The sequence below is a fragment of the Sulfurimonas paralvinellae genome (genome assembly GCF_014905135.1).
Taxonomy (GTDB): domain Bacteria; phylum Campylobacterota; class Campylobacteria; order Campylobacterales; family Sulfurimonadaceae; genus Sulfurimonas; species Sulfurimonas paralvinellae.
This window is the reverse complement of the sequence record NZ_CP041406.1, coordinates 536,671-555,755: the sequence shown is the minus strand read 5'-3', so window position 1 is coordinate 555,755 and position 19,085 is coordinate 536,671. Positions and strand designations below refer to the sequence as shown.

Annotated in this window: 18 protein-coding genes, 1 tRNA gene and 1 rRNA gene; 2 read left to right on the top strand and 18 right to left on the bottom strand. The window is 40.8% G+C overall.

The window, feature by feature from the left end; all coding sequences use genetic code 11:
- Positions 1-290: 290 nt before the first annotated feature.
- The 11 genes from FM071_RS02955 to aroQ form a co-directional block, all read right to left on the bottom strand.
- Positions 291-367, bottom strand: a tRNA-Ile gene (locus tag FM071_RS02955).
- 131 nt (positions 368-498) lie between these two features.
- Positions 499-2,018 (bottom strand): 16S ribosomal RNA (locus FM071_RS02950).
- A gap of 405 nt (positions 2,019-2,423) precedes the next feature.
- Entirely contained in the window at positions 2,424-3,455 is a 1,032-nt protein-coding gene (mnmA, locus tag FM071_RS02945; protein ID WP_193111538.1) for a tRNA 2-thiouridine(34) synthase MnmA, read from the bottom strand.
- Between the two features lie 23 nt (positions 3,456-3,478).
- Positions 3,479-4,351 (bottom strand): flagellar motor switch protein FliY, encoded by an 873-nt coding sequence (gene fliY / locus FM071_RS02940; RefSeq protein ID WP_193111537.1) that lies wholly within the window; start codon positions 4,349-4,351, stop codon positions 3,479-3,481.
- Positions 4,352-5,446, bottom strand: coding sequence for a flagellar motor switch protein FliM (gene fliM, locus FM071_RS02935; protein ID WP_193111536.1), 1,095 nt, complete (start codon positions 5,444-5,446; stop codon positions 4,352-4,354). It lies immediately after the preceding gene.
- Between the two features lies 1 nt (position 5,447).
- A complete protein-coding gene (locus tag FM071_RS02930) occupies positions 5,448-6,131 on the bottom strand; it encodes an RNA polymerase sigma factor FliA (protein ID WP_193112012.1) in 684 nt (227 codons plus the stop codon).
- Positions 6,131-6,466, bottom strand: a complete 336-nt coding sequence (locus FM071_RS02925) for a hypothetical protein (RefSeq protein ID WP_193111535.1) — start codon at positions 6,464-6,466, stop codon at positions 6,131-6,133. The genes FM071_RS02930 and FM071_RS02925 overlap by 1 nt, the downstream gene beginning before the upstream one ends.
- 17 nt (positions 6,467-6,483) lie before the next feature.
- Positions 6,484-7,368 (bottom strand): P-loop NTPase, encoded by an 885-nt coding sequence (locus FM071_RS02920; RefSeq protein WP_283949411.1) that lies wholly within the window; start codon positions 7,366-7,368, stop codon positions 6,484-6,486.
- Positions 7,365-8,657 carry a flagellar biosynthesis GTPase FlhF gene (flhF, locus tag FM071_RS02915; protein ID WP_193111534.1) on the bottom strand — a complete coding sequence of 431 codons (1,293 nt, stop codon included), beginning with the start codon at positions 8,655-8,657 and terminating at the stop codon, positions 7,365-7,367. The genes FM071_RS02920 and flhF overlap by 4 nt, the downstream gene beginning before the upstream one ends.
- The gene (gene folK, locus FM071_RS02910; RefSeq protein ID WP_193111533.1) at positions 8,657-9,142 is read right to left on the bottom strand and encodes a 2-amino-4-hydroxy-6-hydroxymethyldihydropteridine diphosphokinase; all 486 of its coding nucleotides are present in this window, start codon (positions 9,140-9,142) and stop codon (positions 8,657-8,659) included. Before folK ends, flhF begins: the two co-directional genes overlap by 1 nt.
- Positions 9,143-9,150: 8 nt before the next feature.
- Positions 9,151-9,633 (bottom strand): type II 3-dehydroquinate dehydratase, encoded by a 483-nt coding sequence (gene aroQ / locus FM071_RS02905; protein ID WP_193111532.1) that lies wholly within the window; start codon positions 9,631-9,633, stop codon positions 9,151-9,153.
- Positions 9,634-9,719: 86 nt separating this feature from the next.
- On the opposite strand from aroQ, the gene mqnF reads away from it, so the two are divergent.
- A complete protein-coding gene (mqnF, locus tag FM071_RS02900) occupies positions 9,720-10,943 on the top strand; it encodes an aminofutalosine deaminase family hydrolase (protein WP_193111531.1) in 1,224 nt (407 codons plus the stop codon).
- Positions 10,943-11,812, top strand: coding sequence for a signal peptide peptidase SppA (gene sppA / locus FM071_RS02895; RefSeq protein ID WP_193111530.1), 870 nt, complete (start codon positions 10,943-10,945; stop codon positions 11,810-11,812). Before mqnF ends, sppA begins: the two co-directional genes overlap by 1 nt.
- A 9-nt stretch (positions 11,813-11,821) precedes the next feature.
- Here sppA and FM071_RS02890 read toward each other — a convergent pair whose 3' ends face one another.
- From FM071_RS02890 to infB, 7 genes are read right to left on the bottom strand one after another with little or no spacing between them, the layout of a single operon-like run.
- A complete protein-coding gene (locus tag FM071_RS02890) occupies positions 11,822-12,421 on the bottom strand; it encodes an FmdE family protein (RefSeq protein WP_193111529.1) in 600 nt (199 codons plus the stop codon).
- On the bottom strand, positions 12,422-13,672 hold the full coding sequence (gene xseA / locus FM071_RS02885) for an exodeoxyribonuclease VII large subunit (protein WP_193111528.1): 1,251 nt from the start codon (positions 13,670-13,672) through the stop codon (positions 12,422-12,424).
- A 15-nt stretch (positions 13,673-13,687) separates the two neighbouring features.
- A complete protein-coding gene (gene ubiE, locus FM071_RS02880) occupies positions 13,688-14,425 on the bottom strand; it encodes a bifunctional demethylmenaquinone methyltransferase/2-methoxy-6-polyprenyl-1,4-benzoquinol methylase UbiE (protein ID WP_193111527.1) in 738 nt (245 codons plus the stop codon).
- Positions 14,418-15,437 carry a bifunctional diaminohydroxyphosphoribosylaminopyrimidine deaminase/5-amino-6-(5-phosphoribosylamino)uracil reductase RibD gene (gene ribD / locus FM071_RS02875; protein WP_193111526.1) on the bottom strand — a complete coding sequence of 340 codons (1,020 nt, stop codon included), beginning with the start codon at positions 15,435-15,437 and terminating at the stop codon, positions 14,418-14,420. Before ribD ends, ubiE begins: the two co-directional genes overlap by 8 nt.
- Positions 15,431-15,880, bottom strand: coding sequence for an LSm family protein (locus FM071_RS02870; RefSeq protein WP_193111525.1), 450 nt, complete (start codon positions 15,878-15,880; stop codon positions 15,431-15,433). The genes ribD and FM071_RS02870 overlap by 7 nt, the downstream gene beginning before the upstream one ends.
- Positions 15,880-16,242 (bottom strand): 30S ribosome-binding factor RbfA, encoded by a 363-nt coding sequence (gene rbfA, locus FM071_RS02865; RefSeq protein WP_193111524.1) that lies wholly within the window; start codon positions 16,240-16,242, stop codon positions 15,880-15,882. The genes FM071_RS02870 and rbfA overlap by 1 nt, the downstream gene beginning before the upstream one ends.
- A gap of 13 nt (positions 16,243-16,255) precedes the next feature.
- Positions 16,256-18,901: a translation initiation factor IF-2 gene (gene infB / locus FM071_RS02860; protein WP_193111523.1), complete on the bottom strand. Its 2,646-nt coding sequence runs from the start codon at positions 18,899-18,901 to the stop codon at positions 16,256-16,258.
- Between the last annotated feature and the right edge of the window lie 184 nt (positions 18,902-19,085).

The following is a 19,085-nucleotide window of genomic DNA, read 5'->3' as shown; positions in this document are numbered from 1 at the left end:
GTTCACTACCTTATTTAATGTACTATCTCTAATACAACAAACAAGATTGAATGAATCCATTTTTTTGTAGTTATTTAGTTTATAATTAAATCTCTTTAATTATATGTTGTTGACTTTAACAATTGTAATTTAATGAACTTTTGGTTTAAAAACCAAATATAAACTTTCTAACTTTGAAAGCTTATATTTAGTTTTAGCAAAAACTTGTTTTTGTGCTAGTTGTATTTGAAAAGGTGACGAAGCGTACTAAAGTACGTGAGTTAACTTTTCAGATGCAAATAGTGCAAAAATGGTGGGCCTACCAGGACTTGAACCTGGGACCTCACCCTTATCAGGGGTGCACTCTAACCAGCTGAGCTATAGGCCCTTGATATAATCGAATGTCAAATGAACACAGATCACTGAAAACTAAGCAAGCAAGCAGACTGAAGTAACTAATATCTCTGTGAGATTCTTTTGTGTTGAGCCGATCAAACGAATGATCGCTCTTTACTCTAGAAAGGAGGTGATCCAACCGCAGGTTCTCCTACGGTTACCTTGTTACGACTTCACCCCAGTCGCTAATTCCACCGTAAGCGGTAGCCCCCCGAAGGTTGGCTTCCCGATTTCGGGTGAAATCAACTCCCATGGTGTGACGGGCGGTGAGTACAAGACCCGGGAACGTATTCACCGTAGCATTGCTGATCTACGATTACTAGTGATTCCAGCTTCATGGAGTCGAGTTGCAGACTCCAATCCGAACTGAGAGACGCTTTAAGTGATTAGCTCCACCTCGCGGTATCGCAACACTCTGTACGCCCCATTGTAGCACGTGTGTAGCCCTAGCCATAAGGGCCATGATGACTTGACGTCGTCCTCACCTTCCTCCTCCTTGCGAAGGCAGTCTCCTTAGAGTGCTCAGCCGAACTGCTAGCAACTAAGGACGAGGGTTGCGCTCGTTGCGGGACTTAACCCAACATCTCACGACACGAGCTGACGACAGCCGTGCAGCACCTGTTTTCGAGTTCCCCGAAGGGCACCCCGCCATCTCTGGCAGGTTCTCTCAATGTCAAGGCTAGGTAAGGTTCTTCGCGTATCTTCGAATTAAACCACATGCTCCACCACTTGTGCGGGTCCCCGTCTATTCCTTTGAGTTTTAATCTTGCGACCGTACTCCCCAGGCGGAACACTTAATCTGTTAAGTGCATCACCGAGATGACTAGCATCCCGACGACTAGTGTTCATCGTTTAGGGCGTGGACTACCAGGGTATCTAATCCTGTTTGCTCCCCACGCTTTCACGCCTTAGCGTCAGTTATGTTCCAGCAGATCGCCTTCGCTTTCGGTATTCCTAGTGATATCTACGGATTTTACCCCTACACCACTAATTCCATCTGCCCCTCCCATACTCTAGGTTAGTAGTTTCAAATGCAGTTCTACAGTTAAGCTGTAGGATTTCACATCTGACTTACCAACCCGCCTACGCGTCCTTTACGCCCAGTGATTCCGAATAACGCTTGCACCCTCCGTATTACCGCGGCTGCTGGCACGGAGTTAGCCGGTGCTTATTCATATGCTACCGTCATTTTCTTGACATATAAAAGGAGTTTACACACCGAAATGCGTCATCCTCCACGCGGCGTTGCTGCATCAGGGTTTCCCCCATTGTGCAATATTCCTCACTGCTGCCTCCCGTAGGAGTCTGGTCCGTGTCTCAGTACCAGTGTGGCGGATCATCCTCTCAAACCCGCTACCCGTCATCGCCTTGGTGAGCTCTTACCTCACCAACTAGCTGATAGGATATAGGCCGATCCCTTGGCGGAATCCATTTCCCGATTCATCTTTTGATGAAAAGGAGTATCCAGTATTAATCACCGTTTCCAGTGGCTATCCCGGTCCAAGGGGCACATTACCTATATATTACTCACCCGTGCGCCACTCGTCAGCAGAGAAGCAAGCTTCTCTCTGTTACCGTTCGACTTGCATGTGTTAAGCACGCCGCCAGCGTTCATTCTGAGCCAGGATCAAACTCTCCATAATTGTTTATGAAAAGATAAATAAATTTAATTACTGATCTTTGCCCAAGATTTAAAAATCATTGGCTTTGTTAAGACATTAAGAGTGCTTAAGCTCTTAATGAATATAGTTATCTATTACTATAGGGAAACTAACTATATCAATAGCTAGAATTCAAATAGAATAGACGGTTGTTGTTTTATTAGTTATTTCTAAATAAGATTTAACTGATAGTTACATCAGTCTCTCTTACTTGCTTAGTTTTCAATGATCTCAAACGTCTTTAACCTTCCGGTCTTTAAACTTCAACTCGAAGTCTCTTCGTTTGTGGAGGGGAATTATAGGGGGATGTTGCTTAGAAATCGCTTAAGGTTCTGGAAGATGGGGGGAGAAGTTTTTAAATTCTTTTTTTACTGTGAAATGTGGTGATTATGCATCGATAATCCAACCACCACCTATGAGCTTATCATCATCATAAAAAACAGCAGCCTGACCAACAGCAACACCGAATACACCCTCTTCTAATTTTATATGCGCTTTATCATCTTCTATTTTTACATGACATTTTACTGCTTTTGTTCGATAACGTAATTTTACAGTTGTATCAAACTCTTTTTCATCATGAAACATGTTAAGATTATCTATGACAACTTCATTACATGCAAGATCTTCTCTTTTACCTACGATTATCTGGTTTTTTTCAGGGATGATCTTCGTAACAAAGTGAGGGTCATGTGCACCTTTTACAGTGAAACCGCGACGTTTTCCAATTGTATAATGCATATACCCCTTATGTTCACCGACAACATTGCCTTGTGTATCAAGTACTTCACCCACCTGATCTACTTGAACATGATCTTTTAATACATCTGTATATGTAGTTTCAACAAAACATATTTCACTTGATTCAGCCTGTGATGCGAAAGACTCCAAACCTTTAATGGAAGCTGCCAATCTTTTTATGTCACTTTTTTTTCTCTCTCCAAGTGGAAATTTAAGTCTTGGCAGAATCTCTTTGTTTACATAAAAAAGAAAATAGCTCTGATCTTTTGTATCATCTTCTGCTTGATAAAAAAACTCACCATCTGTTTTTATATAGTGTCCGGTTGCTAGATAATCTGCACCTATTTGATCGGCGAACTGTATCATCTCTCCAAATTTCATTGTACGATTACAAAGTGCACAGGGATTTGGTGTTTTTCCCTCGGCATATGTATCTATAAACGGCTGAAATACATTTTTATTGAATTTTTCCTGCAGATCAAGTACATGAAGTTTGATACCGACAAAATCAGCAGCTTTTTGTGCACGTGCCTGATGTATCTCATGATATCCCGGCTTTGAGTGCAGTTTCATATAAAGGCCTTCTACTTCATAGCCTTCTTCTTTTAACAAAAGTGTGGTAACTGTGGAGTCAACACCTCCGCTCATACCTACAAGCACCTTTTTTTTCGGTGACATTTTCTTTTCCTTAATATTAACGCTTAACCTTTAAGTTGATTAAGACGTTCTTTTTTCGTTCCTATCGTTGTTATCTGAACACCGAAGTTTCCATCAACTATAACGACTTCTCCTTGAGCTATAACATGATTATCTACCAAGATTTCAAGTGGATCATTCGCTAACTGGTTAAGCTCTATCACAGATCCTATATCCATATTAAGTACATCTTTTAAAAGCATTCGTTTTTTACCGATACGCACTCGAACAGGTAATTTCACATCCATAATGAGTGCGATGTTCTTCATCTCTTCACTGCTTAGGTTGACAGCTTCACCTTCACAATTATGCTCAGTGTAACTATCGTTTGATGTACCTGCCACAGCTGCACTTGTCTCTTTGCTGGAGTCATAAAGTGCATTGTAAAGTTTTTCATCAATAATGAACATCATAAGGGAGTGAATATTATCAAGTGCAAACTTGTAAACAAACATCCTGTTAAAAGCTTCCAAACTTACTTCGTCATCATCTTTAACAAGCTCTATGCTCTCTACTGAAAAAGAGAGTACCGGCAACTCTTTCTGCGCTGAGAGTGCATTTGAAATAGCACCGAATATATTTGAAACTATCTCTTTTGCAGCATCCATGTCGTCATCATTGACATCGTCTCGCTCACTTGGATCTTCACCCATCATCATATCAGAGAGTGAAGCTACTAGATTTGGTGGAAATGCCACCATTACATCAGCATCAACATCACCTGTTATTGAAATCTTTACAAGAACGATTGGCGGTACTATATTGGATATGATACTTAACTCTTGCTCTTCTTTCAATTCCAATGATGGTGCTGTGCCAACAAGTGCTTCAATCGTACCTACCGTCTCTTCTTCAAAGAGTTTAATAAAATCACTCATCTATATATCCTCATCTTCTGCTGTTTCATCTTCATGAATTATATCCCGAACACCGGAGATCTTTTCATGTCTCTGTTTTTCAAGATTTTCCAATGCACGTTTAACAGCATCTTTTTCTGTTTCAATCACTTCTGTAATCTGAATAGATTTTCTAAAACGACGCAGTCCTATCTCACCATGAAAGCGTTCTTTGCCGTCAACGGCTACAGTTACGATATCATTTGCCGGACTTGAAAGTCTCAGTACATCACCGACTTTTAAATCTAAAATCTCTGCCATAGAGAGATCAGCATCCCCTAAATTGGCTTCTACATCAACCTTGGCACCACCAAGAAGTACTTTTAGTTCTGTGTTTCTACTCTTTTTTGAACTGGTCTCATTCAGCATAAGATCACGAGAAGCCAGCTTTGGCAATATCGGCTCGAGAGAGATTACAGGATAACAGATGTTCATCATTCCTGAACTGTGTCCGATGATGATTTCCATTACAACCATCACAACGATCTCATTTTGTGCGACAATCTGCACAACATTTGGAGAGGACTCTTTTGATTCGACTGTCGGATAAACATCCATGACAGGTCCCCAAGCCTCTTTGAGTGTGCTCATCATAACACGCAGGATTGTTTCAAAGAGTGAGAGCTCTATATCTGAGAACTCTCGACTGGCATCAAATGGCTCTCCTTTTCCACCCAAAAGACGGTCAAGCATCGGAAATGCAATGGAAGGATTTATCTCAATGACGCCGCTTCCTTCAAGTGGTTTCATGGAAAAAACATTAAAACTTGTAGGATTTGGCAGACTCATCAAGAACTCGCCATAGGTCATCTGATCAACAGAGTGAAGCTGAATCTCTACAATGGAACGCATGATGGATGATATCTGCGAAGCAAGCGAACGTGCCATTTTGTCATGAACACCGCGAAAAGCACGCAGCTGCTCTTTTGAGACACGGTTAGGACGCTTGAAGTCATAGAGTGTTACCTGTCGCTGAGGCAAAAGATTGTCATCACCGCTCTCTAGGACCTCATCACCTTCATCTTCAACGACATCCAGAAGCGCATCTATCTCTTCTTGCGAAAGTATATCTGCCATACTATGCCCCTATCCCTGCTTTAATTTTTTGTATTACCGATTTATGAATCTGTGAAATTCTTGATTCAGTTATATTGAGTATATCGCTTATCTCTTTGAGTGTCAACTCTTCAAAATAGTAAAGCTGAATAATCATCTGCTCACGCTCTTTATATGTCGAGAGCACTTTTTTAATAACCTCAACAAGTTCATCTTTCTCTATCTGTGCAAGTGCTGCACCTTCATCACCGACTTGAAGCTGATCATGAAGCGGCATCACCGTATAAATACTCGAGGCCACCCTTGCTTCATGCACCTTATCAATGTCTTCTTCCAACATTTCTGCAAGTTCTTCATCACTTGGCTCTTCATCATGCGTTAAACGATACTCTTCAACAGCATAGTCTATCTGTTTAACCAGTTTACGACTTGCCCGTGAAAGAATGTCAAGACTTCTTAGGTAATCGAGCATTGCCCCATAGACTCTCTTTTTGGCATACCCCCAAAAAGAATCATTCAAGTTTTCATCATAGCGGCGGGCCAGTTTTATCAATTCTTCAGTACCTATTGCTGAAAGATCGGAAAAATCAACAGAACTCGGAAGCCGCTCTTTGAGACGAAATGCCATTGCTTTTACAGCAGGAAGATATTGAATTGCCAGTTCATCTTCTTTATGTTTGAGGTCCTGGACATATGCATTTGCCATCATAGCTTCTGCCCTGCCATATCTTCATTATTCATCTTCATCGCCGCATCAGTAAGCCTGCATGCCGAATCTATCAGCTTTTCACGTTTGTTTATCTCTTTAACAAAAAGGTCAAGTTCTATCTCATGCCTCTCTTTTGGAAAGTTATAGGCTTTGACAACGATCGTTCTATAGTAAAATGCGACAATAATATGCGAAAAAAGATAAAAGAACGTTGTAATGAGAAAGGTGTATGTTATCAATCCTTCAGCATCAAATGACTTTAAAATGCCAAAAATAGTACCGACAAAAAAGCCAAGCACTGTAAAGAAATAGACAAAATTCTCACCTAACATATACTACCCCAACATTATTAAAAATGATCCATAAGCCTTCTAAACAGGCCACTGAGTCCACTTTCGTTTGAAGTAACCAGCACATTTCGTTCCAGCTTAAGAGCCACCTTATTCGCTATAGCTTCTATATCTTTCGTTGCCAAAGCCGATGGATAGAGTGCTGAGAAGAGTGCTCTTTGTTTAATGGCACTGGCAACTTTCGCATCAGCATTTATTTTCCCCACGAGTGTCAAGTCCAAATCACTGCCGATATTTGCACGGGCAACTTTTTTTATCTTTTCAAAAACACCTACCGCTTCTTTTTCACTTTTTACCTGATTCATTATCATGCCGACATCATCACGCAAGGCGGCAATCGTTTTGATTGTCGCATAAGCATCAGTAATAGCAGCCGGGTCAGGAACAGTCACGACGATGACATCATCTGCCGCATCGAGAAACATTTGAATATGCTCACCTATTCCGGCACCTGTATCTATGATCATTACATCAAGTTTATCCAGCACCTGTGCCTCTTCCATAAAGCGCTCAAAAAGTGCCATATCAGCGTATTTGAGTATCTCATCACCGCTTTCACCCGGAATAAGAATCAAATTTCGCGTTATAGGGATAAGTATATCACTGACTGTCGCTTCACCTTTTAAAACATGTAGGATATTTTTCTTTATCTTAACGTTAAACATCACATCGAGGTTTGCAAGACCGATATCTGCATCAAAGATACCGACATTAAGTCCACGCTGTGCCAAAGTGTATGCAAGATTTGAGCTTATTGTACTTTTACCGACACCGCCTTTGCCTGATGTGATGGCAATAAAACGTGTTTTTTTGGATTTTCTAGGGCCGGCTTTTGTATTGGATGCTACCAGTTCTTCGAGTTTTTCAGCTTGATGGCCTATCATGCTTTACTCCTGTTAAATCCATGCAGTAGACACTCAACCAAAAAGTCACTCGACGCCGTCACAAGATCTTCGGGAACTTCCTGCCCTACGGAAAAATACGAAATAGGCTTTTTCGTCTCATAGGCCAGTGAAAAGATATTTCCAAACCCCATCGTCTCATCTAGTTTCGTAAACATCAGGGTATCAATACCCAAAGATGAAAAATTCTCATAGGTGACTTTCAGATCTTCATACTTTATAGAACTAGGCATAACGAGAACAACATCGACATGATACTCTGTCGTATTTGCATTGAGACATTCGTAAATCTTCTCTATTTTGTTCTTATCGTATGGCGATGATCCCATAGTATCTATAAGAATATAGTCACAATATTTAAGCGAATCGAGTGCGTGAGAGAATTCCGGAGGATCCACGACCGTCTCAATGCCAAGTTTCATCATACGGGCATATTGCATCAGCTGTTCAACGGCACCGATACGGTAAGTATCTAAAACGACAAGACCGACCTTATATTTCTTTTCCATTAAAAAAGAGTAGCGTGCTGCGAGTTTTGCAATGGATGTTGTCTTACCGACACCCGTAGGCCCGACAAGCATAATGACCTTTTTTGTTCCCATAGCCGGAGGTGTTTCACGACGTATCGGTACCATTTTTCGTAAAATAGTCTGAAAATAGCGCTTGACAGTCGATGAATTTTCACGCATCTTCAGAGGCATATGCTCCAAAGTTATCTGCATCAGCATATCAAGATGCTCTTTATTCATACCGCTTTGTGAAGCAAGTCTGTATATTTCGGCAAACTCCGGTGGAATTTGACGCTCCAGATCCGGTGCTTTTTCATCCCAGAACATATTTTGAATGATCTTGACTTTATCCGTAAGCTTGTTGATCTCAGATTTTATCTCTTTTAGCTCTGTAGGTTCAACCGCTGCTTGTAATGATCTTTCCTGCAATCCTGCTGTCGGGCCCATATATTTTTCCAACGGATCATCAACGACTTTGCTTATCTCAGAGATCTGTCTTGCAGCATTGGAAATATCATAAAGAACATCCTGACTTTTATCTTTAATAGGCTGCTGTTTTGAAAGCGGCTTTGTAGCTTTTTGATATGTTGCGGGGATCATATCTTCATCGATACCGATCACTATCTCATAGAGTCCGTCACGTCCAAGCGCTTTTTTTTGGATCTCTTTGGTCTCGATGAGCATTCCCTCATCACCGATCTCCATCTTCGCTTTTTTCAGTGCTTCAGAAGGTGTCTTACCTGTAAATGTCAGAATCTTCACTATTTCACTCCTGCAAGCGGAATAAGAACACTCTCACGCTCAAACCAAGCGGCATGTGGAATGGTTAGATCTTTTGTCTTTACTTCACGATTGTCAAAAAATATAATATCCAAATCTAATGTCCTTGGTGCATTTGCAAAACTTCTGCGTCTGCCAAATCTTTTCTCAACTCTATGCAGATAACGTAAAAACTCTTTTGGCTGCATTGAGGTCTTGAGAACAATGATTGCGTTAAAAAAATCATCCTGCTCTTTGTATCCAAAAGGAGGATTTTTCAAAATCAACGATGTTCTCAGAACTTCTACCTGTCTCTCTCTTTTTAAAGCAAAAAAAAGATGTTCAAATCTGCGGCGCACATCGCCGAGATTGCCGCCTATGCCGACCGTCACTTCATAGCGTAGTGAAGTTTGGCTTGTAGCAGCATAGGGAAAGTGCCCACCGTAAAAAGATGTCAGATCTTCTCTTACTCTGCGTGAGCGATACATCTTACTCTTTACGCTTGTGCTTGTTGTGCTTGCGCCTGTGCTTCTTGAGCCGCTTTGATCTCATTCATGATCTGAAGCATACCCATCATCGCCAAATGATAACCAAATGGACCAAAACCGATAACTGAAGATGCACATACAGGTGCAATAAGATTTTTCTGACGGAACTCTTCACGACGATATATATTAGAAATATGTACTTCAATAGCAGGAAGACTTACAGCAGAGATAGCATCACGAATAGCAATTGAAGTGTGTGTATATGCTGCAGCATTAATGATGATACCCTGTGCTTCACCGTAACACTCTTGGATCTTATCTACAATCTCGCCTTCGAGATTGCTTTGAAAAAATTCGATCTCTACACCGTTTTGTGTTGCTACTTCTTTCATTTGCGCATGAATCTGCTCTAATTTCATTGGACCATAGATATTTTGCTCTCGAACACCAAGCATATTTAAATTTGGACCTTGAATCACTACTATTTTCATTTTTAACCTTTTTATGATTTTGGTATTTATTTTACCTAAAGTATTATTAAATAAAGTGTATAATTATAAAAAACTAGAGAATATATATGAAAATCATTACACCTCATTACATTATGCTGCGTGACAGAGTCGTTGCTAACCTCTCCGTCGCTTTTGACAAACAGATACAAAAGATAGCTCCTTTTGAAGAGCTTATTGAAGAATTTCCAGATGCTGAAGTTACGACGCTGCGTGAACACTCTCTTTTGATGCCGGGACTTATTAATGCTCACGTTCACATTGAATTTTCAAAGAACAAGACAGAACTCTCTTACGGAGATTTTCTCAACTGGCTCTACAGCGTTATAGAGAACAGAGCCGACCTTATCAATGACTGTGATAAAGAGTGTATGTCTAAGGCCATTGAGAGAATGCTAGAAGGCGGCATCACTACCTTTGGCGCTATCAGCTCTCACGCTATGGACCTTGAAGCCTGCGCAAAAGCAAAACAAAATGTCGTCTTTTTCAATGAACTTATCGGTTCACAGGCAAATATGGCCGATGCTCTCTTTAGTGATTTTACAGCACGGCTTGATGCTTCTAAGACTATAAAACGCGAAGGTTTCTATCCGGCAGTTGCTATTCACTCACCCTACTCTGTCCATCCGATCTTAGTTAAAAAAGCTGTAGAGATCGCGAAGAATGAAAACCTCAAACTCACAGCGCATTTCATGGAAAGTATTGCCGAGCGAGAGTGGCTCGATGAAGACAAAGGTGATTTTAAAGAGTTTTTTGACAAGATGCTTTCACAAGATAAAAGCGTTACTTCTGCAGAGGAGTTTTTAGAATACTTTGAGGGAACGGACACACTCCTCACGCATGTAACGAATGCCAACGAAGAAGAGATAAGAACCATAGCAAAAAACAATCTGACAGTCATTCACTGTCCGATCTCAAACAGACTTCTCGGCAATCCGACCCTTAATATCAAAGAACTTAATAAAAATAATATCCGCTGGGTAGTTGCAACGGACGGCCTGAGCTCGAACTATGATCTCGATCTTTTTGAAGAGATGAAGATATCACTCTTTATGCACAGTGATGCACCGCTTCAAAAATTTGCTCAAGCACTCATTAACGGTGTTACAATAGATGCAGCGGAAGCACTCGGGCTTAATACAGGAGTCATCGAAGCAGGGAAAAATGCAGACATGATCGTCGTTGATCTGGAATCTGAACCAACGCCTGAACTGGCTGTTCATCTTATTTTACATAGATACAACATTTCCAAAGTTTATATCAACGGAAAACTTGAAAAAGGAGAAGCGTAATGGAGTTTTTAAAGAAAATATTTTCTCCCCTGTCCGCAACCATCAACTATATTCAAAATCATTTTAAAGCCATGCTTTTTATTCTCTTGCTCGTACTGCTTTTTGCACCGGCAGGCAAGCAGGAACTCACACCCAACAACCTGCAGCAAATTTTTCTGACAGGTCCTATTATGGATGCGACAGAAATTGTACAAAAGATCGATAAAGCAGCTGAGAACGATGCTATTAAAGGTGTTTTACTCACAGTTGATTCTCCCGGTGGAGCCGTTGCACCATCAGTCGAAATCGCCTATGCCCTCAAAAGGCTCAAAGAGAAAAAACCGGTTATCGTCTATGCGAAAGGAACCATGGCAAGCGGAAGCTACTATGCAAGTATCTGGGCAGATAAGATCATCGCAAATCCGGGCAGTATGGTCGGCAGTATCGGTGTCATTATGCAAGGAGCCGATCTCAGCGGCATCATGAAAAAGATAGGGATAAAGAGTCAGGTGGTAAAAGCCGGTCTTTATAAACAGATAGGCACACCGGATCGGCCTTGGAAAAAGTATGAGATCAATGAACTCAACAAGGTCATACAAGGAACATACGATATGTTCACGCACGATGTTGCAAAGGCAAGAAAACTCAATATCAAAAAAAGAGATATGTTTGCCAATGCGCATATCTTCACTGCAGAGCAGGCAAAGGATGTCGGTCTTATCGATGAAGTCGGTGTTCTATACAATGCTAAAAACGAACTTGTCACTCTCAGCGGCGTATCACATCCTGTATGGAATCAAGAAGATGAGTTTGACAAGTTGATGAAAAAGCTTGCAGCATCAACTGCCGTAGTTCTGCAGACCTATTTTCCGGAACTTATCTTAAAATAGAGCAAAGCTTTAAAGCTCTGTTACGCTGATCACCTGAGCTCTGTTTTCAAATACTCTTTTGACTCTATCCTGCCAAAGTTCGCCGAAACGTTTTACTTCCTGCGGCTGGGCCGCACCCTGCATTATCTTTTGCATCAATGGCTGCATTGCAGCATCTGCAGGAATTGATGATGGATTGTAAATGACATCTACACTCTTTGCGTTATCAATTCTTGTAAATCTTGCAGAAGAAGAGATATCTGCATCAAAAAACATCAAAGAGTGACGGGCAAATTTTCCGCCAAGCCCTTTAAATCCACTTTTGTATGTAGCGCCTGTGATCTGCGTGATTACATTACCAATAACTCCGGCAACACCCTCTTCAAGTGACTCTTTAAACTCCACTTTGATATTACCGCGAACGGCTCTTTCATTTGGATAAAGCGCTTTGAGAGCTTCGTCTGCCATCAGATAAGCACCGGCAACAGTCGGACATGAATGCCCTGCCGCTTTTACGACTTCAAGATATGTTATCTCGTATTCGCCTTTTTCAAAAGCGCCTAAGATATTTGCCAAAGGATCTTGAACCTGGATACTCTCTACTGTCTCAAAAAAATCGGGATAGTTCATCTATATTTTCCTTGTTTGCAAGACTTTTGCCTCTATGACCACATGCTCACTCTGTGCTTCGAAAATATCATCTTTTTTCAGATCGGCTATATCGACAACAACACCTTCTTTTGCAATCTGGGCAAAGCCTTTTTTTGTTTTTAGTTTTGGATGGTTGGATTCTAGCATTTTTCGCAGATGTAAAAGTTGATTTTGCGCAAGATTGACAACGGAGTCCACTGCGTGAGGAAAGCGATCTTTTGTATTTTGCAGTTCTTTTTGCAGTGATGTAAGTTTAAAATCTATGCTTTGCGTAAAAGCCTCACGCAACTGTTTTATCTCATCACTTTTTTGCTGCAGTTTTCTCTCAACCGAATGCTGTTCATAGGAGAGTTTAAGATGCTGCAAAGCTTGTTGTTTTGTCTGAATCTTTTGACGCAGCAGCTGCGTAAGTTGCTGTGAAAATGAATCTATCGTCATATAGAGTTCATTTGTATCAGGCAATATCATCTCCATTGCCGCACTCGGTGTCGGCGCTCGAAGATCGGCAGTAAAATCACTGATAAGCCAGTCTATCTCATGACCGACAGCTGAGACGATAGGTGTTTTTGCATGAAAAACAGCATCGGCAACGATCTCTTCATTGAAAGCCCCCAGGTCTTCCAAACTCCCGCCGCCACGACCGATGACAATGATATCATACCCTTTTGTATCAGCCATGTTGATTGCGTGAGCAATGGAAGCTGCCGCACTCTCTCCCTGTACTAGGACATCATGCACATCTATCTCAACAAGTCTGTAACGTGCATTTGCCACTCGCAGCATATCCTGAAGTGCCGCTCCTGTTGCAGAGGTGACAAGTGCTATGCGTGAAGGAAATTTTGGCAGTTGTTTTTTTGTTTCAGGATTAAAGTACCCCTGTGCAGAAAGCTTTTGCTTGAGCTGTTCATAAGCAAGTGCCAAAGCTCCCTGTCCTGATGGCTCAATGGAAAAACAGTTTATCTGATAACTTCCACGCGGTTTGTAAAGCGTAATGGCACCGTCAATGACAACCCTCATCCCCTCTTCAAGACGAAACTTGAGTTTTGAGGCATTGCCGCGAAACATAACTGCTGATATTGCAGAATCTTTGTCTTTGAGGGTAAAATAGATATGCCCGGAGTTATGGAAAGTAATGCGTGAGAGTTCTCCCTCTACAAAAACACGGGAAAAGCTCTCTTCTAAAAGATGTTTTATCTGTTCATTGAGCGCGGAGACTGAAAGAGTGTGCATCTACGACTATTGTACCTATTTTTTACGGGCGATAAGAAGCGTCGAGATATCCATGGAAAAACTTTGTGTATGCAGCATCTCAAAACCTGCATTTTCAAGCTCTTTTTGCATTCCCTGAATCGTAACGAAATTCTCGATCGAATCTGGAAGATAGGTATATGCTTCAAGGTTTTTAGAGATTATGCCGCCTACATACGGCAGGATTTTATGCATATATACATCACGCATCTTTTTGAGTATGTTCTTGTTCTCATCTTTCATAAATTCCAAAATGACAACAAGTCCGCCGGGTTTGAGTACACGATTGAACTCATGAAATGCTTCCTGACGCTCAACAACATTACGAATACCATAGGTAATACTGAGCATATCAGCACTTGCATCAGGTAATGGAATTTCCGTTGCTTTTGCAATATGGTAAGAAAAATCAGGAAATTTTTTACGCGCTACATCGACCATACCGTTTGATGGATCGACACCGACGAATTCACTTATCGTCACACCGGCTTTATCTGCCTGTTTCTGCCAAAATCCCATCATATCACCGGTTCCACAGGCAATGTCGGCTATCTTGTCAATATTCTTTTTGCCGTAATAGTCAAAGGCGAGATCACAAGCCTTTTTTCTCCATGAAATATCGACACCCATACTCATAACTCTGTTTGCAGTGTCATATGTCGGTGCGATATCATCAAACATAGAGACAATTTTCTCCTGTTTTACATCACCCTCTTGCTCTAAAATGCTAGCCATTGTTCTCTATCCTTTTCATCCATACAATTATATCTTCGCTCTCTTTATCCACATTTAAAAATGTAAACTTATCGTTAGAGAATTTTATGCTTTCATTGCCGCCAAGTGACGGTGCGATATAGCAGAGATAATAATCCACAACTCCGCGGGTTAAAGTGTACATAGCTGAGCCGCCCTCGATCATAATATTTTTATACTCTTGAATTCGCTCTAAATTATCTTCTATATAAACCTTCCTATCCGGTACATCAAAAAGCGGGATGGCTCTGTCAAAATCTTTGTTGCGTGAGAGTATCAATATATCGGGAGCTTTACCGTTGACAAGCCGTGCATCAAGTGTTGGTCTATCCTCACGTACGGTTCCGCCGCCGATAACAAGCAGATCGCATACATCTCGCATGGCATGAACTTGTCTGCGTGAGCTTTGAGAAGATATTGTCCCCTCATCTGTTGTACCGTTTAAGCGCTCTGCCCATTTAAAAAAGACAAATCTATCTTCCAAAGTTTTATTAAATGGCAAGAGAAGTGCATCACACTCCGTTTTTAACACATCACTGTAAACCATGCAGTTGTTCATAGAGAGCTTCAGTGTGCCGTTTGCAGCTATTTTGTTTGTATCACTTGAGCCTATATATACCTCTTCAATGCCAAGTTCAGCTATAAGATTGGCACATGAAGGAGTTTTACCGTAATGAGAACACGGTTCAAGTGTAGTGTAAAGTTTTGTCTTTTTAAAGATACCGTTATGATTGCTTAAAAGGTGCGTATGGATATCGACAGACTCTTTGAGGGCTAAAATATAGCTGTCATTCGTTAGTTTATAGTAGGCGGATTTAAGAGCATTCACCTCTGCATGAGGTTCACCTGCTTTGTGATGTGCTTCAACTCCAAGGATCTCTCCATGCTCGCCGACTACACAACAGCCAACAGCGGGATTTGGATATGTCAGACCTTGATATTTCCAAGCCTCACGCAAGGCCAAAGACATATAAAAGTTATTATCGATTACCATTCAAAATAAGTTTTTGCTTTTTTGATATCGTTAAAGTTAATTGTAACTTTTTCATCTTCATTTTCAAATGTAAGCTTATTGCCTTCAACTGCAGTGAGTTTTGCACGAAGTTTCTCTTTATCACCATAAACTAAAGCGACATCTTCACCGATTGACTTTTTAAAATGATCAAGCGTCGTCAATTTTCGCTCAATTCCCGGACTGCCGACTTCAAGTCTGTACTCTCCGGAGACCGGCGGTGTTACATCTAGAAGCGGTGAGAGAAGATGCGTAAGTTCTACATAAGTATCTAAATCAACACTTTTACGCTTGGCATCTTCAAACTCCGGTGAAATAACGCTCACACGAAAAATAGTTTCATCAAACTCATTTGCAATGACGGTATCATAGAGCTCAAGTCCCATTGATTTTACGATTGATTCTATATCACTATGCAGGCTCATTATACTTCTTCCTCATCTTTTGCTATCTTTTTAAACAGCTCTTCAATTGTTTGCGATTTTTTGATCTGTTCATCAAATTCAAATGTCAGTTTCGGACATCTGTACCAACCCTGATCCTTCAAGCAAAAATCTTCAATAATAGGACGGGCTTTGCGAAGCTGTTTCATATAAGTACGACGTTCTTCTTCACTATAACTGCTTGGGTCAATGTAAACCTTCGCATCACTTCTTCCACGTGAACACTTCACATCGATAACACTCAGACCATGAAGTCTGGCATCATTAAGCTGCGTGAGCGCTTCTGGAATAAGCTCAACTAAAAGAGATTCCGTTCGTTTGAGTTTTATCTGCGCTTCAGTCATATTTCTCTTTTACTTATAATGAAACTTTTTGTTCGACTTTTTTGAATGTTTCAAGAACATCACCAGGAACGACATCATCGTAGCCGCTAATAACAACACCACATTCATATCCATTTCCGACTTCTTCAACATCGTCTTTGAAACGTTTGAGTGAGACAAGTTCACCTTCGTAAGTAACAACACCATTACGGATAACACGGACCATACCGCCACGGATAAGTTTACCATCATTAACGATACAACCGGCAACCATACCTTTAGGTATTTTAAATACTTCTCTAACTTCCGCCTGACCAGTATTCTCTTCAGTAAATTTCGGTGCCATCATACCTGTGAGCATCATTGTTATATCATCAAGAAGCTGATAGATGATAGAATAAGTTCTGATATCTACATTTTTCTGTTTTGCAAGTGCTTTGACTGAACCTGTAGGACGAACATTGAATCCAAGAAGTACACAGTTTTCAGAGTTTGCAACAAGTTCAACATCACTTTCAGTAATCCCGCCGACACCGCTAGAGATGATGTCTATTTTCACTTCTTCATTTCTTAGTTCAGAGAGTGATGATTTGATAGCTTCAAGAGAACCGTGAACATCTGTTTTAAGAACGACTTTGAGAGACTTGAGTTTACCTTCTGCAATCATTGCAGTCATATCTTCCAATGAAGATTTCGTTGATTTGGAAAGTTCTTTATTACGCTCATACTCTTTACGTTTGAGTGCATACTCTTTGGCTTCTTTGTCACTATCCATTGCCATTAAAATCTCACCTGCAGGCGGAACTTCATTGAGACCGACCGTTACTGCCGTATGAGAAGGTGCAACACTTTTGATGTTTTTACCCATATCATTGATAAGAGCTTTCACACGTCCGTACGCAGCACCACACACAACATGATCACCAATTTTCAATGTTCCGTTTTGTACAATTACAGTTGCAACCGGTCCACGTCCTTTTTCTAAAGAAGACTCAACAACAGCTGCTTTTGCTTTTGCATTTGGATTTGCTTTGAGTTCAAGAACTTCTGCAGTCAAAAGGATATTTTCAAGTAGATCATCTATTCCCATGCCTGTTTTTGCCGATACCGGAACAAATTCTATATCACCGCCCCAATCTACAGGGCTGATGCCGTGCTCGGCCATTTGACCTTTTACAAGATCAGGATTTGCCGTCTCTTTATCCATTTTATTGAGTGCTACAATTATCGGTTTCCCAGACTCTTTTGCAAGCTTGATAACTTCAAGTGTCTGTGGTTTCACACCATCATCTGCAGCAACAACGATGATAACAATATCCGTAATATCAGTACCACGCTGACGCATATTTGAAAATGCCGCGTGACCCGGAGTATCTATAAATGTAATGTCTTTTCCATCTTGGCTAACTGTATATGCCCCGATATGCTGCGTAATACCGCCGGCTTCACCTTCTGTTACTTTTGCATTTCTGATTGCATCAAGCAGTGAAGTCTTACCATGATCGACATGACCCATGATTGTAATTACAGGAGGACGTTCAACTGCATTAGGATCTTCATCAGCTTTTGCCTCTTCGACATAATTGAACTCATCTTTCGGATCAATTATCGTTACTTCAACACCAAATTCTTCTGAAAGGATCTCAATCTCATCAGCACCAAGAAAGTCGTTTTTCGTCATCATCATACCAAGATCAAAAAGAACTTTAATGATATCAGACATTGGACGTTTCAATTTCTCGGCAAATTCATAAACACGAATATCTTCAGGAATCTCTACATGCGTGACAACTTCATCAACATGTTTTTCTTTTGTATACTTTTTACGCTTGTCACGAGAAACTTTTCTTCCGCGTGGCGCCTGCTTTTTATTTGCATTTCTACCTGCCGGCTTCGGTGTTCTTGGCTTGCGAGGCTCTTCTGGTGCTATTGGTGCACGTTCTGTAGCGTTAAGATCTAACAGTGTTACCTGATCATCCATATCCATTGTCACTTCGGAAAGCGAACCGCCAAAGATATCAAGCTTGACACCTTGGTCTTTTTTCGAAACAGGCGCCTCTTTTTTAGCGGTCTTTCTCTTTTTAGCAAGTTCGGCACGCGCTTCTTCACTCAATTTTCCATACGAAGAAACAGCTGCCGCATTTTTCTGAGGTGCACTGTAAACTTCTTCTACTTTTGGCTTTTTCTTTTTGACAATTTTCAGTCCGGATTTTTTAATAGCAGGTCTGAGAGAAGGCTGAACAACCTTGAGATTACTTTTTTCTTCTTTTTTCGTCTCTTGAGGCTTCTCTTTGGTTGCAGGAGTCTCCTCTTTTGATTCTGCAGTCGCTGCTTCTTTTTCTTCTAAAGGAGCTTCTTTTTTTGCAGAAACCTCCTCTTTAGGTGCAGCTTTTTTACTCTCTGTTTTCGTTTTCTGGACTGTTTCTTCTTTTGTCGGAGTCTCTTCTTTTGGAGTATCACTTTTAGCTTTTTTGCTCTCTTTTTTCACTGTTACAGGTTTCTCTTCTGCAGCAGGTTCTCCGTTAATGATGTAATTGGCAATATTTTCAGCCTGCTCCATCGTCACTACACTCTGTGCAGATTTGACTTCAAGACCCATTTTTTTTGCTTTTTCCAATACATCCTTAGAAGCAATGCCTAGCTCTTTGGCAATTTCGTGTACTCTAACTTTTTCTGTCATCAGTGATGATCTCCTTTAGTTTGTTCATGTGTTTGTCTTTATCTCCGCCTCTGCATTGACGCATAAGAACTCGGATAATCTTTTTATCTTCTTCAAGACAATCTCGACATAAATAAAAACTTCGTCCAACTCCGCTAAATGGAGTAATTTCCCCATCAATACATTGAAGCCTCGTAAGATGAAA